Origin of the sequence: Panacagrimonas sp. (assembly GCF_965216805.1) — a bacterium.
In the GTDB taxonomy this organism is placed as follows: domain Bacteria; phylum Pseudomonadota; class Gammaproteobacteria; order Nevskiales; family Nevskiaceae; genus Panacagrimonas.
This window is the reverse complement of sequence record NZ_CBDCGN010000003.1, coordinates 354,075-376,068: the sequence shown is the minus strand read 5'-3', so window position 1 is coordinate 376,068 and position 21,994 is coordinate 354,075. Positions and strand designations below refer to the sequence as shown.

General features: G+C 63.5%; 24 protein-coding genes. 10 read left to right on the top strand and 14 right to left on the bottom strand.

Translation table 11 applies throughout. The features are described 5' to 3' along the window. Window positions 1-12 precede the first annotated feature (12 nt). Genes yidC through rpmH form a run of 4 tightly spaced genes read right to left on the bottom strand, consistent with a single transcriptional unit; the run spans window position 13 to window position 2,558 of the window. The gene (gene yidC / locus ACOOHP_RS14920) at window positions 13-1,776 is read right to left on the bottom strand and encodes a membrane protein insertase YidC (protein ID WP_420467275.1); all 1,764 of its coding nucleotides are present in this window, start codon (window positions 1,774-1,776) and stop codon (window positions 13-15) included. A 38-nt stretch (window positions 1,777-1,814) separates the two neighbouring features. Further along, complete coding sequence (gene yidD, locus ACOOHP_RS14915) at window positions 1,815-2,048, bottom strand: membrane protein insertion efficiency factor YidD (protein WP_420467274.1); 234 nt, start codon at window positions 2,046-2,048, stop codon at window positions 1,815-1,817. Then, complete coding sequence (gene rnpA / locus ACOOHP_RS14910; protein WP_420467273.1) at window positions 2,033-2,413, bottom strand: ribonuclease P protein component; 381 nt, start codon at window positions 2,411-2,413, stop codon at window positions 2,033-2,035. Before rnpA ends, yidD begins: the two co-directional genes overlap by 16 nt. A 10-nt stretch (window positions 2,414-2,423) precedes the next feature. Beyond that, window positions 2,424-2,558, bottom strand: a complete 135-nt coding sequence (gene rpmH / locus ACOOHP_RS14905) for a 50S ribosomal protein L34 (protein WP_420467272.1) — start codon at window positions 2,556-2,558, stop codon at window positions 2,424-2,426. Window positions 2,559-2,724: 166 nt separating this feature from the next. On the opposite strand from rpmH, the gene dnaA reads away from it, so the two are divergent. From dnaA to gyrB, 4 genes are all read left to right on the top strand, one after another. After that, complete coding sequence (gene dnaA, locus ACOOHP_RS14900; RefSeq protein WP_420467271.1) at window positions 2,725-4,050, top strand: chromosomal replication initiator protein DnaA; 1,326 nt, start codon at window positions 2,725-2,727, stop codon at window positions 4,048-4,050. A gap of 237 nt (window positions 4,051-4,287) precedes the next feature. Continuing rightward, entirely contained in the window at window positions 4,288-5,388 is a 1,101-nt protein-coding gene (dnaN, locus tag ACOOHP_RS14895; RefSeq protein WP_420467270.1) for a DNA polymerase III subunit beta, read from the top strand. Continuing rightward, window positions 5,270-6,475, top strand: a complete 1,206-nt coding sequence (recF, locus tag ACOOHP_RS14890; protein ID WP_420467269.1) for a DNA replication/repair protein RecF — start codon at window positions 5,270-5,272, stop codon at window positions 6,473-6,475. The genes dnaN and recF overlap by 119 nt, the downstream gene beginning before the upstream one ends. A gap of 15 nt (window positions 6,476-6,490) precedes the next feature. Further along, window positions 6,491-8,908, top strand: coding sequence for a DNA topoisomerase (ATP-hydrolyzing) subunit B (gyrB, locus tag ACOOHP_RS14885; protein ID WP_420467268.1), 2,418 nt, complete (start codon window positions 6,491-6,493; stop codon window positions 8,906-8,908). A 95-nt stretch (window positions 8,909-9,003) separates the two neighbouring features. On the opposite strand, the gene ACOOHP_RS14880 is transcribed toward gyrB, so the two are convergent. Further along, on the bottom strand, window positions 9,004-9,462 hold the full coding sequence (locus ACOOHP_RS14880; RefSeq protein ID WP_420467267.1) for a nuclear transport factor 2 family protein: 459 nt from the start codon (window positions 9,460-9,462) through the stop codon (window positions 9,004-9,006). Between the two features lie 338 nt (window positions 9,463-9,800). On the opposite strand from ACOOHP_RS14880, the gene ACOOHP_RS14875 reads away from it, so the two are divergent. Then, window positions 9,801-10,349, top strand: coding sequence for a cysteine hydrolase family protein (locus tag ACOOHP_RS14875; protein WP_420467266.1), 549 nt, complete (start codon window positions 9,801-9,803; stop codon window positions 10,347-10,349). Between the two features lie 10 nt (window positions 10,350-10,359). Beyond that, window positions 10,360-11,181, top strand: a complete 822-nt coding sequence (locus tag ACOOHP_RS14870) for a class I SAM-dependent methyltransferase (RefSeq protein WP_420467265.1) — start codon at window positions 10,360-10,362, stop codon at window positions 11,179-11,181. Window positions 11,182-11,365: 184 nt separating this feature from the next. Here ACOOHP_RS14870 and ACOOHP_RS14865 read toward each other — a convergent pair whose 3' ends face one another. From ACOOHP_RS14865 to sufT, 4 genes are all read right to left on the bottom strand, one after another. Next, window positions 11,366-12,523 carry an alpha/beta fold hydrolase gene (locus ACOOHP_RS14865; RefSeq protein WP_420467264.1) on the bottom strand — a complete coding sequence of 386 codons (1,158 nt, stop codon included), beginning with the start codon at window positions 12,521-12,523 and terminating at the stop codon, window positions 11,366-11,368. Between the two features lie 49 nt (window positions 12,524-12,572). Then, window positions 12,573-13,556, bottom strand: a complete 984-nt coding sequence (locus tag ACOOHP_RS14860; RefSeq protein WP_420467263.1) for a CobW family GTP-binding protein — start codon at window positions 13,554-13,556, stop codon at window positions 12,573-12,575. Window positions 13,557-13,768: 212 nt separating this feature from the next. Next, window positions 13,769-14,395: a YdbL family protein gene (locus ACOOHP_RS14855; protein WP_420467262.1), complete on the bottom strand. Its 627-nt coding sequence runs from the start codon at window positions 14,393-14,395 to the stop codon at window positions 13,769-13,771. A 94-nt stretch (window positions 14,396-14,489) separates the two neighbouring features. Further along, window positions 14,490-15,038 carry a putative Fe-S cluster assembly protein SufT gene (sufT, locus tag ACOOHP_RS14850; protein ID WP_420467261.1) on the bottom strand — a complete coding sequence of 183 codons (549 nt, stop codon included), beginning with the start codon at window positions 15,036-15,038 and terminating at the stop codon, window positions 14,490-14,492. Window positions 15,039-15,103: 65 nt separating this feature from the next. On the opposite strand from sufT, the gene ACOOHP_RS14845 reads away from it, so the two are divergent. The 4 genes from ACOOHP_RS14845 to ACOOHP_RS14830 all read left to right on the top strand — a co-directional run bounded on the left by ACOOHP_RS14845 (window position 15,104) and on the right by ACOOHP_RS14830 (window position 18,547). Beyond that, on the top strand, window positions 15,104-15,883 hold the full coding sequence (locus ACOOHP_RS14845) for an SIMPL domain-containing protein (protein WP_420467260.1): 780 nt from the start codon (window positions 15,104-15,106) through the stop codon (window positions 15,881-15,883). Between the two features lie 96 nt (window positions 15,884-15,979). Then, entirely contained in the window at window positions 15,980-16,501 is a 522-nt protein-coding gene (gene purE / locus ACOOHP_RS14840) for a 5-(carboxyamino)imidazole ribonucleotide mutase (RefSeq protein WP_420467259.1), read from the top strand. Window positions 16,502-16,511: 10 nt separating this feature from the next. Continuing rightward, a complete protein-coding gene (locus ACOOHP_RS14835) occupies window positions 16,512-17,591 on the top strand; it encodes a 5-(carboxyamino)imidazole ribonucleotide synthase (protein WP_420467258.1) in 1,080 nt (359 codons plus the stop codon). Continuing rightward, on the top strand, window positions 17,588-18,547 hold the full coding sequence (locus tag ACOOHP_RS14830) for an MBL fold metallo-hydrolase (RefSeq protein WP_420467257.1): 960 nt from the start codon (window positions 17,588-17,590) through the stop codon (window positions 18,545-18,547). The genes ACOOHP_RS14835 and ACOOHP_RS14830 overlap by 4 nt, the downstream gene beginning before the upstream one ends. 49 nt (window positions 18,548-18,596) lie before the next feature. On the opposite strand, the gene ACOOHP_RS14825 is transcribed toward ACOOHP_RS14830, so the two are convergent. The 5 genes from ACOOHP_RS14825 to rpoZ form a co-directional block, all read right to left on the bottom strand. Then, window positions 18,597-19,343 carry a ParA family protein gene (locus ACOOHP_RS14825; protein ID WP_420467256.1) on the bottom strand — a complete coding sequence of 249 codons (747 nt, stop codon included), beginning with the start codon at window positions 19,341-19,343 and terminating at the stop codon, window positions 18,597-18,599. Between the two features lie 229 nt (window positions 19,344-19,572). After that, window positions 19,573-20,397 carry a transglutaminase-like domain-containing protein gene (locus tag ACOOHP_RS14820; RefSeq protein WP_420467255.1) on the bottom strand — a complete coding sequence of 275 codons (825 nt, stop codon included), beginning with the start codon at window positions 20,395-20,397 and terminating at the stop codon, window positions 19,573-19,575. A gap of 90 nt (window positions 20,398-20,487) precedes the next feature. Then, entirely contained in the window at window positions 20,488-21,276 is a 789-nt protein-coding gene (locus ACOOHP_RS14815) for an N-formylglutamate amidohydrolase (protein WP_420467254.1), read from the bottom strand. 3 nt (window positions 21,277-21,279) lie between these two features. Continuing rightward, on the bottom strand, window positions 21,280-21,654 hold the full coding sequence (locus tag ACOOHP_RS14810; protein WP_420467253.1) for a hypothetical protein: 375 nt from the start codon (window positions 21,652-21,654) through the stop codon (window positions 21,280-21,282). 1 nt (window position 21,655) lies between these two features. Continuing rightward, window positions 21,656-21,925, bottom strand: a complete 270-nt coding sequence (gene rpoZ / locus ACOOHP_RS14805; RefSeq protein WP_420467252.1) for a DNA-directed RNA polymerase subunit omega — start codon at window positions 21,923-21,925, stop codon at window positions 21,656-21,658. Between the last annotated feature and the right edge of the window lie 69 nt (window positions 21,926-21,994).

Sequence of the window (21,994 nt, the reverse complement as noted above, 5' to 3'; positions counted from 1 at the left end):
ACTCGCGCGCCATCACGCCGGCTTGGCCCTGCCCAGACCTTCGCCAGCGAGCTTGCGGTTGATGAACCACTGCTGCGCCATGCCGATGAGGTTGGACACCAGCCAGTACAGCACCAGCCCGGCCTGAAAGAAAGCGAAGAATGCCGTCATCATGATCGGCATCACGTTCATGATCTTCTGCTGCATGGGGTCCATGGTGGCGGTGGCGCCGGACCACTTCTGCTGTACGTAAAAGCTGATGCCAAACAGCACCGGCAACACGTAGAACGGGTCGGGCGCAGACAGATCGTTGATCCACAGGGCGAAGTCGGCCTGGCGCAGCTCCACCGATTCCAGCAGCACCCAGTACAGCGCGATGAACACGGGGAACTGCACCAGCAACGGCCAGCAGCCGGCCAAGGGGTTGAAGCCCTCTTTCTTGTAGAGATCCATCATCGCCTTGGACATGCGTTCGCGGTCGCCGTCGTAACGCTCCTTGATGTCCTGGATACGCGGCGCGAACTTCTTCATCTTGGCCATGGAGCGGTACTGCGCTTCCGACAGCTTGTAGAACAGCGCTTTCACGACCAGCGTGAGCAGGATGATGGCCACGCCCCAGTTGCCGGTGAAGGAGTGGAATTTTTCCAGCAGCCAGAACAGCGGCTCGCAGATGGGCGTGAGGATGCCGTAGTCGATGGTGTAGTCGAGGCCCGGTGCGATGGCATCCAGGCTGGCGCCTTCCTGGATCTGGCCGTCCGCATCGACCCATTTGACGCCGTCCTGCAGACGCGGTCCGACGTAGAGGTCACTGACAAAGCGTTGGCCGCTGCCGGCTTCCACGCTGACGCCGGTCGCAACGTACTGCGCGGTATAACGGCCATCGCGAGCGGGCTTGGCCGAATAAACACCTTCGCTGTCGCGCGGAGGCAGAATGGCCACCACAAAGTAATGCTGCAGGATCGAGATCCAACCGTTCTTCTGGCGTGTCTCGAAAGCATCGTCGTCGAGGTTGTCGAGTTTGGTCTTGACGAAGCGGTAGTCGTCGCTGCCGGGCTTGTTCTCGTAGAAGCCGATGCCCAGAAAGGTCATGACGAACTTGGGCAGATCGCCGACCAGGCCCTCGTTGCGCACGAATCGCGTGTACGGGCTTACCGTGAGCGCCTCGGCACTGCCGTTGTCCAGCCCGTGCTCCAGGCCGATGCGATAACTGCTGCGGCCGAAGCGATAGGTCTTGCTGACCTTCACGCCGTCGGCCCGCTCGTGTTCGAGCCGCACCTCCAATACGTTCGAACCCTCGGCCAACCGATACTCGGTTTGCGCGGCGCGATACGGCGTATCGCCACTGGCCAGGGCCTCCCCGGTCCCGGCCAGGCCGGACTGGAACACCGCGTACTGCAAGCCGCTGTCGCTGAGCAGGGGCAGCGCCACGTCTGGCTGGTCCTTGGACAGCGGGTAGTGCTTGAGCTCGAGAGAGCGAATCTCGCCGCCACGCAAGCTGATCTTGGCGCGCAGCACGTCGGTTTCGACCGTCAGCATCTCGTCCGCCGACGAAGCGTCGCCAGTGGTCCCGGCGGTGACATCTGCAGCGGGCGCGGCAGGCACCGCCGTCGGAGTATCGCTGTCGATTTCCCGACCTGCGCCGGGGTCCGTTTCGGCGGGCACGGTCACCGCGCCGTCGAGGCTCGCCGTGGTGGGCGTCGGTGCAGCCTGCTTGCCGTAGTCGTCCTGCCAAGCCTGATACATGAAGAAGATCGTCACTGCCAGCAGGGCGATCAGAATGATTCGACGGTTTTCCATGTCGACGCGTTCTCGTTGTCGTTACGGCTAGGCCGGTGTCAGCGCGGCCGCGGCGGAAGTGGTTCCGGGACTGGGTCCACGCCGCCGGGATTCAGGGGATGACAGCGCGCCAGGCGCCGCAGGGCGAGCCAGCTGCCGCGCGCAGCGCCATGGCGCTGCAGGGCCTCGACAGCGTAGCGGGAGCAGGTAGGGTAAAAGCGGCACTGCGCACCGAGCACGGGGCTCAGCACCTTCTGGTAGACCCGGATCAATGCAATCAGGATGCCGGCCATCGCTCGCGTAGACGTCCCCAGTATTCCGTCAGTTCGGCCGCCAGTTGGCCTGCGGTGACCTTGCGCGCATTGGGCGTCGCCATGATGACCACATCGCAGGGCGGCAGGCCGCTCTGCTGTCTGAAGCTTTCCCGCACGATTCGTTTGAATCGGTTGCGGGCAACCGCCAGGGGCAGGGCTTTCTTGGCCACCGTCAGCCCGAGTCTAGCTGCGCTGCCGCCACTGCTCGACTCGAATGCCGTAAAGCTCGGGCTGCGCCGCCGTCGGCCGCTTCCTATGACCTGCTTGAACGCCGCAGGTGTCAGCAGTCGAGCGCTGCGAGGAAACCCGGCGATCGTGATTTTGTTCCCTGGCGCAATCGGCAATTATCGGCAATTACGGGCAGAGGCGGGCGCGGCCCTTGGCACGACGGCGAGCAATCACCTTACGACCTCCGACGGTCGCCATGCGGGCGCGAAAGCCGTGTGTACGCTTACGGCGCAACGCGTGCGGCTGATAGGGGCGTTTCATAGTCGGGCTCAGCAGGGAAAAAGGGCGCGGAGTTTAGCGGCCTAACGGTGCGCGGTTCAATATGCTTTGCTGCGCCCCGGCAGTTGGTGTAATCCGCAGGGCCTGTGGATAAGTATCAGGTCAGCGTATAGAATAGCGGCACTCCCTTCTTTTCCACCCCGGTGCTATGGCGCTTGCCGAAGATCACGGTTGGACGCAATGCGTTCAAAGACTTGAAGCGGACCTGGGCGCGGTCGAAGTCAATGACTGGATTCGGCCGCTGCAGGCACGGCGCGAGGGCGATCGGCTGGTTCTGATCGCGCCCAACCGCATGACCATGGTGCGGGTACGCGAGGAATTCAGATCGCTGATCCAGCGAGCGTGGATGGCCTGCGAAGGCGAGGACATCGAGGTCGACGTGATGGCGGCTAGCGAAACGCCCGTCGCCAATGCGGAGGATCTGTCGAGCAACGTAGAGGCCGAGCAGATCGTTGCCCAGAATCGTCTCAACCCCTTGTACAACTTCGAATCTTTCATTCAGGGAAAATCCAATTTCCAGGCACGCGCTGCCGCCCAACAGGTCGCTGAGTCTCCGGGGGTCGCCTACAATCCACTGTTGATCTACGGCGCCTCGGGCCTGGGTAAAACCCATCTGATGCACGCTGCTGGCAACGCGCTGTTGAGGCGCGGTCCCAACATCAAAGTCGTGTACGTACCGTCCGAGCAGTGGATGAATCAGTTCGTCTCGGCACTACGGCACAACACCATCGAGGACTTCAAGGCGGTTTACCGGTCGGCCGACGCACTGCTGATCGACGACATCCAGTTTTTTGCCGGCAAACCGACAACTCAAGAAGAATTTTTTCATACTTTCAACAGCTTGATGGATGGTCGCAAGCAGATCATCCTGACCTGCGATCGCTTTCCCAAGGATCTCGACCGCCTCGACGACCGGTTGAAGTCGCGCTTCTCTTGGGGGCTGACCGTGTCGGTCGACCCGCCCGATCTCGAGACCCGCGTTGCCATCCTGCTGTCCAAGGCCGAACAGTTCGGCATGAGCCTGAACAACGAAGTGGCGTTCTTTGTCGCCCAGCACGTGCGTTCCAACGTGCGCGAACTCGAGGGTGTATTGCTCCGGTTATCAGCGGGTATGCGTTTGCAAGGCGAGGCAATCACCGTGGATTTCGCCCGCGCTACCCTGCGCGACATGCTGGCGCATTATGAGCGCAAGGTGACCATCGACAACATCATGGCGACCGTAGCCAAGTACTACAACATTCCGATGAAGGACCTGCGCTCGCCGCGCCGCTCACGCATGCTGGCGCGACCACGACAGGTGGCGATGGCCTTGGCCAGAGAGCTCACCGAGCACAGCCTCCCTGACATCGGCAAGGCCTTCGAAAAAGATCACACCACGGTCCTGCACGCCGATCGCAAGGTCAAGGAGTTGCGGCAGACCGATCTGCGTATCCGCGAGGACTACGAGAATCTGCTGAGGCAATTGAGTTACTGAACAAGCCGGGGAAAAGCCCTCGGTCGAGTTGTGGGTAGTTTGTGGAACGCGTGGACTCTGTTCTTGACACACAGCTTATCCACTGGCGGCACCAAGGCGGCAAAGGGTGATTACAGAACTCTTTTTTTCATTCAAGATTATGAAAATGTTATGTTTATCGAGTTCTCTCAACAGCTGTGCAGCCGCTTACTATTAGTCTATTCAGGATATAAAACCTCTTAAGAATCGGGTGATGCCATGAAGATTCAGGTCGGGAGAAACGAGTTGTTGACCGCCTTGCAGGCCGTGGTCGGCGTGGTCGAGCGCCGTCAGACGCTACCGGTGCTGGCCAACTTCCTGTTCGAAGCGCGCGAAGACGAGTTGATCGTCACCGGTACCGATCTGGAAATGGAGCTGGTGGCTAGAGCGCAGGTACAGAATCTGGCACCCGGCAAAGTGACGGTTCCGGCGCGCAAGCTGTTCGATATCTGTCGAGGGTTGCCGGAAGGCGCGGACATCACGCTCGAGGCGAGCGCCGATAAAGCGACCTTGCGCTCCGGCAAGAGCCGTTTTTCCCTGGCGACACTGAAGGCGGACGAGTTTCCGGCGATGGGCGCCGTCAGTGGGGGCAAGTTGCTGGTCCTTAAGCGGGCAGAACTCAAGTTGCTCCTGGAGAAAACTCAGTTTGCGATGGCGCAGCAGGACGTTCGCTATTACCTGAACGGTTTGTTGATCGACGCCAACGCCAAGCGCTTGCGAGCGGTCGCGACAGACGGCCACCGCCTTGCTTTCAGTGAGTGGGTCGGAGACACCGGCCTGAGCGAGAGCGTGCAGGCGATCCTGCCCAGGAAGTCGGTGCTGGAATTAAGCCGGCTTTTGGATTCTTCGGATACCGAAGTCCGGCTGACCATCGGGCAGGGTCAGGTGCAGGTCGATATCGACGTCGTGCGGTTGACCACCAAGACCATCGACGGCCGCTTCCCGGACTACGAAAGAGTGATCCCCGATCACGGGGACAAACAGGTCACCGGCGACCGGGAGACCTTGCGTCGCTCGCTGGCTCGCACCGCAATTCTCTCCAACGAGAAGTTTCGTGGCGTGCGGCTGCAGTTGACCGAAGGTGTTCTCAAACTGCAGACACACAACCCAGATCACGAAGAAGCGGAGGAGGAGATCGAGGTCGGCTACAACGGGCCCGAACTCGAGATCGGTTTCAACGTGAATTACCTGCTGGACGCTCTTGGCGCGATCAGCGGGAGTGAAGTCATGCTGGAACTCAAGAATTCGGATTCCAGCGGCTTGCTCTATCAAGCTGACGATCCGTCCAGCAAGTACGTCATCATGCCGATGCGGCTGTGAAATGCCGGTGACGCTGCTGAAAGGCGAGAACCTGAGGCTGTATCGGCGGTTTGAAATCCAACCGCATCCGGTGCTTAACCTGATTGTCGGCACCAATGCCGCCGGCAAGACCAGCTTGCTGGAAGCCTTGTTTGTCGCGGCTCGTGGGCGCAGTTTTCGGGCTCAGAACCTGGCGGAGCTGTGCGGCACGGACCGACCGCAATGGCATGTGTTCGTGGAAGTCGGAGACAGCCGCAGCAGCCATCGGATTGGGCTGGGCTGGAGTCGGGAAGGGACCGAAGTGCATTTGGACGACGAGCGTGGCGCCAGATTGGCCGACGTGGTTCACGCGCTGCCTCTGCAACTGATCGATCCGCTGGCGCACCGACTGCTCGACGAAGGACCGGCCTACCGGCGGAGCTTTGTCGACTGGGGTGTGTTCCACGTGGAACATCGGTTCCTCGATTGCTGGCGCCGCTATCAGCGCGCGCTCAGACAACGTAACCGTGCCCTGCGCGAACAGATGCCCGTCAAGGCGATTCAGGCGTGGGATGAGGAGTTAGTCCAGAGCGGCGAGGAGTTGAACGAAATGCGTGCTCGCCACGTGCAGGCAGCGGCGCCCGGACTGGAGAAGTGGGGACTTCGGCTGCTGGAGACCTCCAGCGTCCGCTGCGACTGGCAGCAAGGGTGGCCAACCGACGAAACCTTGCGCGATTCGCTGCGGCGTAACCTGGAACAACATCAGCGAGTGGGTAGTACGGTGCAGGGGCCACACCGGGCCGAACTTCGAATCAGTCTGGCGGATACCCGAGCCAAGGGCAGAGTCAGCCGAGGCCAACAGAAGATGCTGATCGCTGCAATGGTGCTGGCGCAGGCGGAGTTGCTGGTGCAGTCGGGGACCGAACCGCCGGTATTGTTGCTGGACGACTTTGCCGCGGAGCTGGCGCCCGAGTTCCAGGCGCGTCTGGCGGAGGGTCTGCGAACGTATGCCGGACAGAAATTCATCACCGCCTTTGAGGTGCCCGAGGGTTTTTCCGACTCCGGGCAAAACGGGACGATGTTCCACGTGGAACAAGGGCTGATCGAAGCCCGACATCGCCTGCACTGACACGAAATCATCAAGATGACCGAAAACACAGAAAATTCCGCGATCCAGGGCTCTTACGATTCCACCTCCATCCGGGTGCTCAAAGGCCTGGAAGCGGTCCGTCAGCGACCCGGAATGTATATCGGCGACACCGACGACGGCACCGGCTTGCACCACATGGTGTTTGAAGTGGTGGATAACTCCATCGACGAAGCCCTCGCGGGCTGGTGCAGCGAGATCCAGGTAATCTTGCACAGCGACAACAGTGTCAGCGTGCAGGACAACGGTCGCGGTATCCCCACGGATATCCACAAGGAAGAAGGTCGGTCGGCGGCCGAGGTCATCATGACCATTCTTCACGCCGGCGGGAAATTTGGTGGTAGCGGTTATAAGGTTAGCGGCGGCCTGCACGGGGTAGGCGTGTCGGTGGTTAACGCGCTGTCGGATGTTTTGCTGTTGGATATACACAGAGAAGGCCAGCACCACCATCAGGAATACCGCATGGGCGAACCGCTGGCGCCGCTGGCGGTGGTGGGTTCATCGGACAAGCGTGGCACCACGATTCGTTTTCACCCCAGCCCGACGGTCTTCACGAACATCGAGTTTCACTACGACATCCTGGCCCGACGCCTGCGAGAGCTGTCATTCCTGAATTCCGGCGTGCGCATCGTGCTGAAAGAAGAGGCCAGCGGACGCGAAGACGTCTTCGAGTACAAGGGCGGTATTCAGGCCTTCGTCGAATACCTCAACAAGGCCAAGACCCCGATACACAACGCGATTCTCAATGTCGCCCACGAACAGGATGGCGTGATGGTCGAGGCTGCATTGCAATGGAACGACAGCTACACCGAAAACGTTTTTCCGTTCACCAACAATATTCCCCAGAAAGACGGCGGCACCCATGTCACCGGATTTCGCAATGCGCTGACGCGAGTGCTGGGGGACTTTCTCGAAAGCGAGGGCATCGCCAAGAAAGAGAAGATCACCATGATCGGCGATGACGCCCGCGAGGGGCTCACGGCGGTTCTGTCGGTGAAGGTACGCGATCCCAAATTTTCCAGCCAGACCAAGGAAAAGCTGGTGTCGTCGGAGGTCACCCCAGTGGTGTCGAGCGTGATCGGCGAAAAGCTCAAGGAATATCTGCTGGAGCACCCTAAGGAGGCCAAGCTCATCGCAGCCAAGGTGGTCGAGGCGGCCCGCGCTCGCGAGGCGGCCCGCAAGGCCAAGGAGCTCAACCGGCGCAAGAGCGTTCTCGATATCGCCGGCCTGCCCGGAAAGCTGGCCGACTGCCAGGAAAAAGATCCCGCGAAATCAGAGATTTTCCTGGTAGAGGGCGATTCTGCCGGCGGCTCCGCCAAGCAAGGTCGTGACCGCCATTTCCAGGCGATCTTGCCGCTCAAGGGCAAGATCCTGAATGTGGAGCGCGCGCGGCTGGAAAAAATGCTGTCTTCGGCCGAGGTCGGCACTCTGATTACGGCGTTGGGCTGCGGCATCGGCAAGGAAGACTTCAAAGTCGAAAAGCTGCGCTACCACCGCATCATCATCATGACGGATGCCGATGTCGATGGTGCCCACATCCGCACGCTGCTGCTCACCTTCTTCTACCGGCACATGTACAGCCTGATCGAGAACGGCCACGTCTACATCGCGCAGCCGCCGCTGTATCGAGTCAAATCGGGCAAGCAGGAAGCCTACGTCAAGGACAACCACGAGTTGTCGGAATGGATGCTTAAGGCCGCGCTGCATCACGCGGAGTTGATTCCCGCCGCCGATGCGCCCGCTATCGACGGTGAGCGCCTGCATCAACTGGTTCGAGACCAGGCGGAGGTGGCCGAAAATATCGAGCGCCTGACCCGACGCTACGATCTCAAGGTCCTGCAGCAATTGTTTGCCCTGCCCCCGATACCAGCGACTGCGGAAGCGCTCGGTGACTGGGCAGAAAATCTTAGTAAGCTAATGAATAACAACGATAATTTAGGTATTCACCAAGTCCGGGCCGGGATCGGAGCCGACGGGCCGACCATCCAGGTCACGCGCCGGCTGCACGGTACCGAACACTTCATCAACTTTGGCGCCGATTTCTTCGGCTCGCACGACTATCGCCGCATGTCCACCTTGCGCGCTGCCGGGCAGGGCCTGATCGGACACGGTGCGGAAGTGCGGCGCGGCGACAAGGCCCGCGCGGTGGCGAGTTTTGACGAGGCCTACGATTGGTTGCTCGGTGAAGCCCGGCGCGGCCTCACCGTCCAGCGCTACAAAGGTCTGGGCGAGATGAACCCCGAACAGTTGCACGAAACTACGCTGGACCCCGCCAATCGGCGCCTGGTGCGCGTGCAGGTCGAGGACGCCGTGGCGGCCGATCAGATGTTCACCACCCTGATGGGAGAGCAGGTCGAACCGAGGCGCGACTTCATCGAGCGGTTTGCGTTGCAAGTGGGCAATCTGGACGTTTGAACCCGCAGCGGACGCAATCTTCCCCACCGGTTCCGCGCGCGGCAAATCCGATCGCCAGCACCTTTCGCCGCCAGGCGGCTACCGGCGACATATCGCTACTGGTCCTGTGACGAACCCAGGCCTCCGGGCGTGACGACGTCGAGCACTTGCTCGATGCCCGGCCAGCGCGAGGGATCGAGATAGGTGCGGTCATCGACGATCTTGCCGTCCTGGATGGTGAGAATCGCAATCCACGGCGAATAGAAGTCCGGTCGCGCGCGATCAAGCACCACAGCCTCCACGATCACGCGCTCGTCATCGAGAAAATGCAGATGGTCGATGCGCATGTAGCGACCTGGCGCGCCTTTCTTTACCCCCGCCTCCACGCTAAGGAACTGATCGTGTCCGTGCGCCGAGGCGCCGGTGAACCAGACGTTGGCATCCTTGGCATAGTTCTTCAGGACGAACCCTTCGACATCGTCACTGTTGTACAGGTCATGCCAGCGCTGTACGACCTCGAGCATGGCGCGCTGGGCGTCGGACTGCGGGGCAGCGGTGGAGCGGGTCGGTTTCATCGGAGCACCTCCTGGTTTCGGATCGGGAGAAGATAACAAACCCGACCGTAGCGCCAATTGCTACCGATGCCGGTACCGTCGTCTTACGTCCACGGACCGGATTTTCCCTGATCGGCCCGGTGTCAGGATTCCGTTTTCACCGACGCATCGAGCTCGCCGACCGCGTCGGCGGACGACTGCGGCGCATACGGCGCGACACCTCGCACCGACACTTCGATGGTCATACGCCTCGGTGACGATACATCAGGGCGTACCCTAGGCGACGCCGGGTCGCGTCTCGCGCAACCTTCGGCACGTAAACCTGGATCACCCAACCGAATTCCTATCGGAGCAGAAAATTGAAACGTGCCCTCGTCGTCATCGACGTGCAGAACGAATACTTCCATGGTGCCCTGCCGATCACCGGCCGCGACGATTCGCTGGGCAAGATCTGCCGGGCGATGGATGCGGCGGCAGGCGCCGGCATTCCGCGCATCGTGGTTCAGCACACCATGCCCTCGCCCGATTTGCCGATCTTTCAGCGCGACACGCCGGCGTGGGCGCTGCACCCGGAAATTGCAGCGCGCGGCGGCGAGCACAAGGTCGAAAAGAATCTGCCTGGCAGTTTCACCAATACCGACCTGGAAGCGTGGTTGCGCAAGCAGGGGGTGGAGACGGTGGTGGTGTCCGGCTACATGACGCATATGTGTTGCGACACCACCGCGCGCGAAGCGGTACATCGCGGCTTCAAGGTGGAATTCCTGTCCGACGCCACCGGCACCCTGCCGCTGGACAACGCAGCCGGCAAGGTCAGCGCCGAGGAACTGCAGCGCTCGATTCTGTGCGCGCAGCAGCATCTGTTGAGCGAAGTGATTTCGACCGCCGACTGGTTCAAGCGCATCGGCTGAGGGGATGAACATGCGCATCGGAAAAAACCGGTTGATCCCGCTGGTCATGATGGCCTTGCTGCCGATCGCTAACGTGATGGCTGCGCCCAGCCTGGATGAAGTGCTGGCCGGCGAGCACCGCACCGAGGCGCAGCGTGCGCGCGATGTCTACCGGCATCCCAAGCAGACGCTGGAGTTCTTCGGCATCCAGCCTGCGCAGACCGTGGTGGAGATCTGGCCGGGCGCAGGCTGGTACGCGGACATTCTTGCTCCCTATCTGCGCGAGTCCGGCCAATACATTGCCGCTGGCTTCGTCGTGAGCGAACCCGGCATGCCGGATTGGGCCGCCAAGGTGATGGCGGACTTCAACGCGCGTCTGGCCGCCAAGCCGGAGGTTTATGGCAAGCCCGAGGTCACCGAATTGGGGCTGGGCACGAAATGGCAGGCCGCCGCTCCGGGCAGTGCCGATCTGGTGCTGACGTTCCGCAACGTGCACAACTGGATGAAGTCCGGTACCGAGGTAAAGATGTTCGGGGCCTTCTTCGCTGCGCTCAAGCCCGGCGGCGTGCTCGGCGTGATTGAACACCGGGCCAAGCCCGGCGCGACCATCAAGCACATGATCGATAGCGGCTACGTCACCGAATCGCACGTGATCGCGCTGGCCGAAGCGGCAGGCTTCCGACTGCTGGAACGCGCCGAGATCAACGCCAATCCCAAGGACACCGCAGATCATCCCGCGGGTGTGTGGACCCTGCCGCCAACTCTGCGGCTGGGTGACACCGACCGTGCGAAATATCAGGCCATCGGCGAGTCCGACCGCATGACGCTGAAGTTCGAGAAGCCCGGCGCGTGATGGCCGCTGGGCAGGGCTTCTTCAATCGGAGTTAACGACGGTCCGCCACGGATTTCACGGATCAGCACGGATCAAAGCATCAAGCTGCTGAGCATCCTTGCATCACCACCTGGGTGGCTTGATCGGCGCTGACAAATCTCCGTTTTTCAATCCGTATCGTCCGCGGCAAATGCTTTGCCGAGCTTCAGAGCTTGCGGAAGAACGCGCGAATATCGTCGACCAGTGCTTCGGGCACTTCCATCGGCGCAAAGTGCCCGCCGCGCTCGAAGTGGGTCGAGTGCTGCAGGTTGTAATTGCGCTCGCACCAGCGCCGCGGCATGTTCGCCACCTCGTGATCCAGCACGCCGATGCCGGTGGGTGCCTGCACCACTGGCTTGCGGTCATGCGATGCCTTCCAGGGGTTATGCACGCACTCGTAGTAATAGCGCGCCGAAGTACCGTAGCTCTGCGTGACCCAGTACAGGGTCATCACCGTGCACAGCTCGTCCTTGCTGAAGACAGATTCCACGTCGCCGTTGCTGTGACTCCAGGTGCGACGCTTCTCCACCAGCCAGGAACAAAGCCCGGCGGGGCTGTCGTTGAGGGCGTTGGCCAGGGTCTGCGGCTTGGTGGTCTGGATCGCCGAATAACCACTTTCCTCGGCGAAGAAACGCAGGTTCCTGGCCAGAAGTGCCTGCTCGTCCGGGTCGTAGTCGGCCGGATCGCCGTCGGACTCCACAAACAGGTTCAACGGCAGCATCAGGTGAAAATAAACGCCGAGCACGCGGTCGGCATACTTGTGGCCGAGCTGCGCCGTGATCAGTGCGCCCCAGTCGCCGCCCTCGGCATAGAACCTCTCGTAACCCAGTTGCGCCATGAGTTGAACCCACAGGTCCGCGGTGCGCCAGAAATTGATGCCGGTGGTTTGCAGCGGCGTGGAAAATCCAAAGCCTGGCAGCGACGGCACGATAACGTCGAACGCATCGTTCGGATCGCCGCCGAACGCGGCCGGATCGCTGAGGCGGCGAATCACTTTCTTCAGGTCCCAGAACGTCCACGGCCAGCCGTGACTGAGGATCAGCGGCTTGGGGTTGGGACCCTTGCCGCGCTCATGGATGAAATGGATCGGGATCCCGTCGATGCGGGTGCGGAAATGCGAGAACGCATTCATCTCGCGCTCGGCGGCGCGCCAGTCGTAGTCTTTTTCCCAGTAGGTGCAGAGTTGCTTCAGGTAAGCAGTGCTGGTGCCGTACTGCCACTGGTCGTTGCCGAAATCCTCCGGCCAGCGCGTGCGCGCCAATCGCTCGCGCAGGTCGACCAGAGTCGACTCGGGAATATCGATCTTGAAGGGTTCGATGCTCATGCGGCTTCTCCTCGCTCCTTGATGGTTTGCGGCGCGGCAATGGCCGGGTTCAGTCCGAGCAGCAGGACTCCAGCACGGCGGCTATAGCGTCGCGATCAAAGCCCTTGTTCACGCCGATGAGGACGAGCTCGGTTCGAGGCGTCTGCACGCCCCAGGTGCCGCCATCGACGTAGGACTCGAAGCTGCCGACCTTCTGGTACAGGGTGGTCAAGGGATAATTGCGGAAATTGACGAAGCCCTTGGCGCGATACACGGTTTCCGACAGCGATTTCATCACGCGGATGAAATCCACCCGGCGCACCGAGCGCTCGCTGCGAAACACCATGGACTCGAACGGGTGTACGGTGGTGTCCATGGTGGGTTCAGGCCGAAATGCCAACTGGCCTACGCGGTTATCGCCCAGCAGCACTTCCAGCGGCACCGCACCGTCAGTGGTTTCGAAGATTGATGCCGTTGGCATCAGGTCCAGAATCATCTCGCGGACGTTGGCGGTCAGCTCGGGGCCTGCCGCCTGCACGCGATTGAGCACCACCATGAAGGCGCCGCGGATCTGTCGATTGAACAGCTCGGTGTAATCGGTATCGCGCGCGTCGAGCGCGTGCTGCGCATCCACCACCGTGACCACGTTCTCCAAAAAGATCCGTCGGCGAATCTTGGAGCCGTTGAGCGTGCAGATGATGTTTATCGGGTCCGACACGCCGCTGGTCTCGATCAGCAACTGTTCGGGTGCCGGTTCGGAGGCCAGCAGTTGTTCGATGCCGGCCACCAGATCGTCGCGGATGGTGCAGCACACGCAGCCGTTGGCCAGCTCCATCTGCTGGCCTTCGACTTTCACGACCAGACGGGCATCGATGTTGAGTTCGCCGAAATCGTTGACCAGCACCGCCAGACGGCGCCCGTCGCCTTGGGTCAGGAGGTGGTTGAGCAGGGTGGTCTTGCCGGCGCCCAGAAAGCCGCCGAGCAGGGTGATCGGCAGCATTTTTGTGCCGCTGGCCTGCTGGACTTCGGGGAATCGTGCGAGCGGATTGAGCATGGATACCTTCAGGAAACCGTTGGGCCCAGGTCACTGCCGAGGGCGCCGCGACCGAGGCGCCGCGTACCTTGCAGCGGGATCGGTCCTGCGGCACTACCCCGTGGTGTAGGCGGCCGGCGGTACAGCGTACGTTGACCCCGCGACACCGGATGGCCATAGGAGGAGATCACAGGGTAACCGCAGCTGCGCGAGTCGAGGCCCGCGGGCGCGCCCTACTTCTGTCGCCAGGCGCCGTTGGTTTCCAGCACCCACCAGCCGGCGGGTGCCCGCTCGATCCAGCGATCGGCGAACACGCGCCGGATCTGGGTTTCCCATTGCGGCTGACCGTTGGCCATGGCGATCTCGCGATAAAGCGACGCCCGATCGGCGTTCTCGTTAGCGATCCAGGCCCGGACCTGATTGCGGCTGGACAGCGGCACCGCTGCCGCGTCGCGCAGAGCGATATACCCGTCGGACCCCAGACCGAGCGCGCCGGATTCGTAGTGCGGTGCCAGCAACGGGAAACGTGCTTCCATGGCATCGGTAAGGCGCTGGATCTCCGGCGAGTCCACCTGCAGATCGGGTTCCTCCTGGGCCTGCGCCGAGGACATCGCGAAACCGAGCACCTGCAGCCCGGCAAATCGCAGTCGATCGTCGAGGTCGTGCAGGAACGAGGTCGGTTCTTCAGGCGCGGGCTCGCGCACCGCAGGGGCGGGCCGGGCTCGACCGCCCCAGACCTCGTCGATCACGCGATCGGCAGCCTGCTGGGCGGCGGCGGCCGGAAAATAAACATTGATCGTCACGCAGGCCGTGGCAACGAGCACCAGGGGCATCGCGAGCAAAGGCAGTAAGCGGGACATGGCAACGATCCGGTCTATCGGTGGTAAACAAGACAAAAGTGTAGGCCGCGCGCCCGTACCCGTTATGAACCCGGGAGGCGACGACCGGCCGGGTTCACATGAAACCCACCTGCAACTGCGCGGCCTCCGACATCATGTCGCGCGACCAAGGCGGATCGAAGGTCAGTTCGACGTCGGCCTCAGTGATGCACGACACCTGCAGCACCTTGGATTTCACGTCCTCCACCAAAATGTCGCCCATGCCGCAACCCGGCGCCGTCAGGGTCATGCGCACCACCGCCTTGCGGTTGCCGTCGGCCAGCGCTTCGATCTTGCACTCGTAGACCAGGCCCAGTTCGACGATGTCGACCGGAATCTCGGGGTCGTAGCAGGTATGCAGCTGCGACCACACCGCCTTCTCGATCTCCGCGTCGCCGGCGTCGGCCGCCAGTTGCGGACCCAGCACGACCTCCTTGCCCAGGCTATCGGCGTCTTTGCCATCGATGCGGAACAGATGTCCCTGCACCAGCACGGTGAAGCTGCCGCCCAGCGCCTGGGTGATCTCGGCTTCGGCGTCCTGGGGCAACTCCACCTTGGTCCCTTGCGGGATCAGCACACCGATGACATCGCGGGTCAGCCGCACGGATTCGTGGGCACTGGACATGAGCAGATCGCTGCGGAAAAGGGACGTTATGGTAAACCCCGGACCCGGCAGCCGCATCCGCGATGGTGGCTGCGCCGTCCGCATCGCTGCATCATGCAAGCCCCAAGGCGATCTCCAACACCATGAACCCGATCCGCATCCTCAGCTTCCTCGGCCTCGCCCTGTTCGCGTCGGCAGCCCTGGCCGACGCCGCCGGTTCGCACCGGCATGTCACCGTCGACGGTCAGGGCGAGGTCAGCGTCGCTCCCGACCGCGCGCGCCTGCGCCTGGGTGTCACCCAGGTCAGCGCCGATCTGCTCATGACCGAGTCCCAGGTCAACCAGGTGGTGCGCGATTTTCTCACCGCCGCTCGCTCGCTCGGCCTGCGCGACGACCAGATCGATTCCACCGGCGTCAACATCCAACCAGAATACGTGTGGGACGAAAAGGAGCGCAACAACCGGCTGGTGGGGTACCGGGTCAGTCGCGACATCGAGGTGCGGGTGCTCAAGCTCGACTCGCTGGGCGAGATCATGCGCCGTGCCACGGCCGCCGGCATCAACCAGATGCAGCCCCCGCAACTGGAATATTCCGAGGCGCGCGAGATCCAGCGGCAGGCGCTGGTGCGGGCCGCCCAGGATGCCCGGGCGCGCGCCAAGCTGCTGGCCGAAACCCTGGGCATGACCCTGGGGCCCCTGCATCGCCTGCAGGCCACCGAGACCCCGCCGTCGCCGCCGATGCCCAAGATGATGGCGATGCGCGCCGACATGGGTGCCGAGAGCGGCAATGCCGAGCTGGGCCTGTCGACCGGCGAGTTGCGGTTCAGCGCCAGCGTGCAGGCCGAGTTCGACCTGCTGCTGCCCTGAGGCCACGCGCAGGGATTGCCGCTGCCCGCCGGGGCTGCCCCGGTGTTGGCCGCGCAGGGGCAGTGACATAATTCCGTTTTGACGCCCCCGTCCGCCATGCCCAAGACCCGTTCCGCCCGCCCTGCCGCGCCGTCGCCCCTGGTAGGCATCATCATGGGCTCGCGCTCGGACTGGGACACGATGAGCGCTGCCGCGCAGATGCTGACGGACCTGCAGGTGGCGCACGAGGTCCGCGTGGTGTCGGCGCACCGCACCCCGGACCTGCTGTTCGATTACGCCGGCAACGCGGTGCAGCGCGGCCTCAAGGTCATCATCGCGGGTGCCGGTGGCGCCGCCCATCTGCCGGGCATGTGCGCCGCCAAGACCCGCCTGCCGGTACTGGGCGTGCCGGTGCAGTCCAAGGCGCTCAGCGGTCTGGACTCGCTGCTGTCCATCGTGCAGATGCCCGCCGGAATCCCGGTCGGCACCCTGGCCATCGGCCGCGCCGGCGCCGTCAATGCCGCGCTGCACGCCGCTGCCATCCTGGCCCTGAGCGATGCGGTGCTGGCACAAAGGCTGGACGCCTGGCGCGCGCAGCAGACCGCCAAGGTGCTGGACGACGTGCCGCTCGAACTTTGAGCCCACGCAGATGAAGATCGGCATTCTCGGCGCCGGACAACTCGGGCGCATGCTGGCGCTGGCGGGGTATCCGCTGGACCTGGACTTCGTGTTTCTCGACCCCGCGGTCGAGGCCTGCGCCGCGCCGCTGGGCGAGCACCTGCACGCCGAATACACCGACGACACCACCCTCGCGAAGTTCTGCGCAGCCTGCGATCTGGCCACCTACGAATTCGAGAACGTGCCGGCCGCGGTCGCCGAGTTCGTCGCCGCCCGCGTGCCGCTGTATCCGCCACCGCAGGCCCTGTCGGCGGGGCAGGACCGGCTTGGCGAAAAGCGCTTGTTCGACCGCTTGAACATTCCGGTGCCGCGCTACATGCCGGTGGCGGCGCGCGAGGCGCTGGACGTGGCGGCCAAGAACGTCGGCCTGCCCGCGGTGCTCAAGACCCGCCGCATGGGTTACGACGGCAAAGGCCAGGCGGTGCTGCGCCAGGACGGGGACCTGGATGCCGCCTGGCAGCGCCTGGCCGGTCAGCCGCTCATCCTGGAGGCCTTCGTGGCGTTCGAGCGCGAGCTTTCCTGCATAGCGGTACGTGGACGCGACGGCGATATGGCGTTCTACCCGGTGGTGGAGAACGTCCACCGCGACGGCATCCTGCGCACCTCGGTGCCGCAACACGACGATCCCCTGCAGGCACTGGCGCAGGACTACACCCGCCGCGTCGCCGAGCACCTGGACTACGTCGGCGTGATCGCCTTCGAGTTCTTCGTGGCCGACGGCCAGCTCTACGCCAACGAGATCGCGCCGCGCGTGCACAATTCCGGGCACTGGACCATCGAGGGCGCCGAGGTGTCGCAGTTCGAGAACCATCTGCGTGCCATCGCCGGCCTGCCGCTGGGTTCCACCGCGCTGCGTGGACACTGCGTGATGTTCAACCTCATCGGTCAGCCGCCGGACGACAACGACATGGCGCGGGTGCCGGGTCTGCACATCCATCACTATGGCAAGACGCCCAAGCCCCAGCGCAAGGTCGGTCACGCCACGCTTACGGCCGAATCTGCGGTCCAACTGGTACGCCGCCGCGCGCTCATCGAGCCCCTGATCCGGTGACCGCCATCGACCTGCAAGCCCGCGAATACGGCATCCATAGCCTGGATTCCGGCTACGTGCGCCCGCGCCTGGATGCCATCCACCTGATCGTGCATGAGGGACGCGCCGCCTTCGTCGATACCGGCACCGGCCACTCGGTGCCCTTGATGCTGGCGGCGCTGGCACATCTGGGCCTCGAGGTGGACGCGGTGGATTACGTCATCCTTACCCATGTGCACCTGGACCATGCCGGCGGTGCCGGGCGGCTCATGCAGCATCTGCCGCGGGCGCGGCTGGTGGTGCATCCGCGTGGTGCGCCGCACATGATCGCACCGGCCAAGCTGTGGGCCGCCACCGTTGCGGTGTACGGCGAAGAACGTGCCCGGCACGACTACGGCGAGCTGGTGCCGGTCGCGCGCGAGCGCGTGACAGAAGCCACCGACGGATTCGCGGTGGAACTGGCGGGCCGGCGCTTGAGTTTCCTCGACACGCCGGGGCACGCCCGGCATCACATCTGCGTGCACGACCATCATGCCCATGCGTTGTTTACCGGAGATACCTTCGGGCTGTCTTACCGAGAGTTGGATCGCGGCGGCCGCGCCTTCATCTTCCCCACCACCACGCCCACGCAGTTCGATCCCGAAGCACTGCGCGCCTCGGTGGACCGGGTGCTGGCATGCTCACCGCGGGCGATCTATCTGACCCACTACAGCGAGATCACCGACATCGCGCGCCTGGGCGCCGACCTGCACCGGCTGATCGATGCCCATGAGACGCTGGGCCTGCAATGGGCGCAATGCGACGATCGCGCGCAGCGCGAGGCCGGCCTGACCGCCGGCGTGCATCGGATCGTGGTGGACGAGGCGCGTCGCAGCGGCAGCGACGAAGCGCTGTGGGTGGAAACCTTCGTCAACGACATTCCGCTCAACGCCCAGGGGCTGGGCGCGTGGCTGGACTACCGCAATAAGACCGTCTGAGTGGCGCGGTTTGCAGCGGGCACGGCCGCTACGGATTTCGGACAGGTTTTCAGACCCCCAGCGCCTTGCCCGTCTCCAGCCACAGTTCGGCAAAGGCCAGCAGCGCGGCGTCGTCGCTAGGCGCAAACGCCGCCAGCGGCGTGCGGCGCTCGCCCATGCGCTCCACGCTCGACGAATACGGCACCACTGCATTCATGCGCTGGGCCATCAGCGCTGGCGGGTCCTCCAGCAGCTCGCGATGCAGCCCGCGGCGGCGGTCTGCCATGGAATAGAACGGACGCAGTTTCCGGGACGGCAGGCCGTCTGCCTTGAAGTGGTCGCACAGCTGTTCGTAAGCGCGCAAGGACAGCCAGGTCGGCACCACCGGGGCCAGCACCAGGTCGGCCGCGGCGAAGACATTGTCGGCCAGGTGCGACAGGCTGGGTGGGCAGTCCAGAACCGCCAGCGCATAGGTCTCCGAGAACGGCTTGAGCAGGCGGCGCAGCGCCTCTCGAGGCGGTTCCACCTTCTTGAGCATGATGTCCAGGTAGCGGTAGGAGAAATCCGCCGGAATCAGGTTGAGGTTCTGGTACGGCGTGGGCTTGACCAGTCGCCCGACCGGGGTTTCGCCCGCCAGCACTTTCTTGGTTTTTTCGGCGCCTGGCTCGCCCCGCAGATACCAGCTGGAGGCGCCTTGCGAATCCAGATCCCACAACAGGGTGGGCAGACCGCTGGCCGCCGCGAAGTAGGCCAGGTTGACCGCCGCTGCGGTTTTTCCCACGCCGCCTTTGATCGCATGCACCGCAAGCACTTTCATGGACTGATCCCCCGCTGCAGTGGGTGCCGGCAGGACGGGTGCCGGGCCCGAACCGCAATCTAGCGCAGCCGGTCGCCACCTGTCCCAGAACCTGCCCATAAACCTACTGCGCTCGGCATTTCTTATCCGTACGGTGATCGAAATGCTCACGTACTGCTATGTACGCTGCGGGGTCGACGCGCCGCCGAACGCGAACTCACCGATGCTCGCTACGGTTTTGGACAGGTTCTTACGTCGGCGCCGGCACGGCGGGCACTTCGTCGGTCCACACGCGGAAGGACTGCAGGGTGTTGTCGCCAAACGCGGTGCTGATCGCCACATCGGCGGCATCGCGACCGCGTGCCATCAGGACGCGGCCGATGCGCGGCTGGTTGTTGCGCGCATCGAAGGTATACCAAGTGCCGGCCAGGTAGGCTTCGAACCAGCCGGAGAAGTCCATCGTCGCATACGGCGGCGGCATGCCGATGTCGCCGAGATACCCGGTGCAGTAGCGCGCCGGGATGTTCATGCAGCGACAGAACGCAATGGCCAGATGAGCGTAATCGCGACATACACCGACGCCGTCGTTGTAGGCCTCCAGCGCGCTCTTGCGCGCATCGGCGTGCTCGTATCCAAACCGGATATGGGCCTGCACGAAATCGCAGATGGCCTGCACCCGCGGCCAGCCCAGCGGCGTGTTGCCAAACAGACTCCATGCGACGGCGGTCAGACGGTCGGTTTCGCAGTAGCGACTGCCGAGCAGGAACACCAGCACTTCCTCCGGCAGCCCCGCAACCTCGTGTTGCCAGGCCTGCGGCACCACGGGTTCGGGCTCGCCGGAGTCCTGCACCAGCGCGTCGGCGGTGAGGGTTAAGCGACCCTGCGGCGCGATCAGCCGCGTGCACCAGTTGCCGAAACCGTCCCGGTACGCAGACATGGGCACCGCCGGGTGCGCGATCAGATGATCGGGGCGGATCAGGTCGGAGGCTCGGCTGTAATGAATGCTCAACGCCAGGATCATCGGCGTGGGCTTGGGAAGCTCGTAAACCAGTTCGTAGCCGACCTGAATCTGCATGGTGAAACCTCTGCGTGAGCAATGGGCTGAGAATCGGCGTCCGCCGGCCGCGTACTGATCACTGCACCGATCGTGCCGTGCGCCCGCGCGTCAGCCGGCGTCCAGCGTCTGCGCGACCTGTCGCAGCAGGCTCGCGAGCCGGCCGGCCCAGCGAGTCTGTCCGGCCTCATCGGCGATCAGGTCCTGGCGAATCTCCAGACCCAGATGCGCAATGCCGCGGCGTTCGCCGTGTTCGGGCAGCGTGTAGTCGAATTCGTCGTCGATGGCGTAGGGCTGGTTGTCGCCGACGATCAGACGCTCGTCGCGGCGCAGCGCCTCCAGCACCGGCGTCGCCAGTCGCGCGTCCTTGCGATACATCAGGCCGATGTCCCAGGGCCGCGTTACACCGCGCAGGCGCGGCGTGAAGCTGTGCACGGCGACCAGAAGACTGCGGCGGTGCTGTGCGCGGCGTCGATCCAGAATCTGGCGCATGCGATCGTGAAATGGCACGAACAGCGCTTCGGCCCGGGCGGCGCGTTGCGCTGCGTCCACCTGCTGGTTGCCGGGGATGACGCCCCACTCCGCCTCGACCGCGATCGAATCGCTGGCGGTCAAGGGGCGATTGCAGTCGATGGCCAGGCGCGAATACTGGTGCAGCAGCGCGCAGGCCTGCAGGCGCTGCGACAGCAGGCGGGTGAGGTGGCCGGCGCCGATGTCCCAGGCCACGTGGCTTTGCAGCGCGGTATCCGACAGGCCCAGGTCGCCCAGCGCCCGCGGCAGGCGGTTGGCGGCATGTTCGCAGCTCAAGACGAAATCCGACCCGCCGTCTTCCAGCAGGGTTTGCGTCGCATCCGGCTCACCGGTCGCGATCAGACGGAGTTCGCCGTCGCGCGCAGGCAAGGGTTAATCCTCGAAGTCGATGGACGACACCGCCGAAAGGATGCGGAGCCGCTGCTTTTCGCGCTCCTGCGCCTGGCGTGCGATGCGCTCGCCGGTCTCGCGTTCTTTGCGTTGCAACGATTCGTTGGCCTGCCGAATGTGCTGCTTGATCTTGCCGATGGCGCCGACGATGGCGCCCAGCTCGCAGCTCAGGGTCATGATGTCCTGCTCGATGCCGACCGCTGGATGCGGTTCCTGATGCTGCTCGGAGAACGCGCGGCGCCAGGCCGGACTCGGGACTTCGCTCAGGGTCAGGCGGAACTCCGGCAGACCCTCGTTCTTGACCGCAGCCGGGTGCTCGGCGTCGAGCCAACCCTTGAGACGGATGGGCGCGATCATTTCAGGCATCCGCGAGCGGATCGAGGTCGTCCAGCCGCATGCCGGGGTTGTCGGGCGAAGGCACCGGCAGATCGGACTCGTCCATCACCGAGCGGTCGATATGGCCATCGGCGATTTCCAGCAGCGACAGCACGGTGGCCTTGTGTACACCGACCGCGAACTGCGAAGGCGCCCCGCGCGCCAGCTGGCGTGCGCGCTTGGCCGCGATGGCGCACAGTTCGAAGTGGCTGGGGATTCGATGCAGGCAGTCTTCCAGCATTGCACGCGCCATGAGGGTTCCAGTGAAACGCCGCAAGAGCACGGTCAGCCAGTGTAAGCCCATTGGCATGCGAGCATGTTC

Bases quoted from the DNA above. Each gene is read 5' to 3' on its own strand.
- yidC (WP_420467275.1), bottom strand. From the start codon at position 1,776: ATGGAAAACCGTCGAATCATTCTGATCGCCCTGCTGGCAGTGACGATC.
- yidD (WP_420467274.1), bottom strand. From the start codon at position 2,048: ATGGCCGGCATCCTGATTGCATTGATCCGGGTCTACCAGAAGGTGCTG.
- rpmH (WP_420467272.1), bottom strand. From the start codon at position 2,558: ATGAAACGCCCCTATCAGCCGCACGCGTTGCGCCGTAAGCGTACACAC.
- dnaA (WP_420467271.1), top strand. From the start codon at position 2,725: ATGGCGCTTGCCGAAGATCACGGTTGGACGCAATGCGTTCAAAGACTT.
- dnaN (WP_420467270.1), top strand. From the start codon at position 4,288: ATGAAGATTCAGGTCGGGAGAAACGAGTTGTTGACCGCCTTGCAGGCC.
- gyrB (WP_420467268.1), top strand. From the start codon at position 6,491: ATGACCGAAAACACAGAAAATTCCGCGATCCAGGGCTCTTACGATTCC.
- ACOOHP_RS14880 (WP_420467267.1), bottom strand. From the start codon at position 9,462: ATGAAACCGACCCGCTCCACCGCTGCCCCGCAGTCCGACGCCCAGCGC.
- ACOOHP_RS14870 (WP_420467265.1), top strand. From the start codon at position 10,360: ATGCGCATCGGAAAAAACCGGTTGATCCCGCTGGTCATGATGGCCTTG.
- ACOOHP_RS14865 (WP_420467264.1), bottom strand. From the start codon at position 12,523: ATGAGCATCGAACCCTTCAAGATCGATATTCCCGAGTCGACTCTGGTC.
- ACOOHP_RS14860 (WP_420467263.1), bottom strand. From the start codon at position 13,556: ATGCTCAATCCGCTCGCACGATTCCCCGAAGTCCAGCAGGCCAGCGGC.
- ACOOHP_RS14855 (WP_420467262.1), bottom strand. From the start codon at position 14,395: ATGTCCCGCTTACTGCCTTTGCTCGCGATGCCCCTGGTGCTCGTTGCC.
- sufT (WP_420467261.1), bottom strand. From the start codon at position 15,038: ATGTCCAGTGCCCACGAATCCGTGCGGCTGACCCGCGATGTCATCGGT.
- purE (WP_420467259.1), top strand. From the start codon at position 15,980: ATGCCCAAGACCCGTTCCGCCCGCCCTGCCGCGCCGTCGCCCCTGGTA.
- ACOOHP_RS14835 (WP_420467258.1), top strand. From the start codon at position 16,512: ATGAAGATCGGCATTCTCGGCGCCGGACAACTCGGGCGCATGCTGGCG.
- ACOOHP_RS14825 (WP_420467256.1), bottom strand. From the start codon at position 19,343: ATGAAAGTGCTTGCGGTGCATGCGATCAAAGGCGGCGTGGGAAAAACC.
- ACOOHP_RS14820 (WP_420467255.1), bottom strand. From the start codon at position 20,397: ATGCAGATTCAGGTCGGCTACGAACTGGTTTACGAGCTTCCCAAGCCC.
- ACOOHP_RS14810 (WP_420467253.1), bottom strand. From the start codon at position 21,654: ATGATCGCGCCCATCCGTCTCAAGGGTTGGCTCGACGCCGAGCACCCG.
- rpoZ (WP_420467252.1), bottom strand. From the start codon at position 21,925: ATGGCGCGTGCAATGCTGGAAGACTGCCTGCATCGAATCCCCAGCCAC.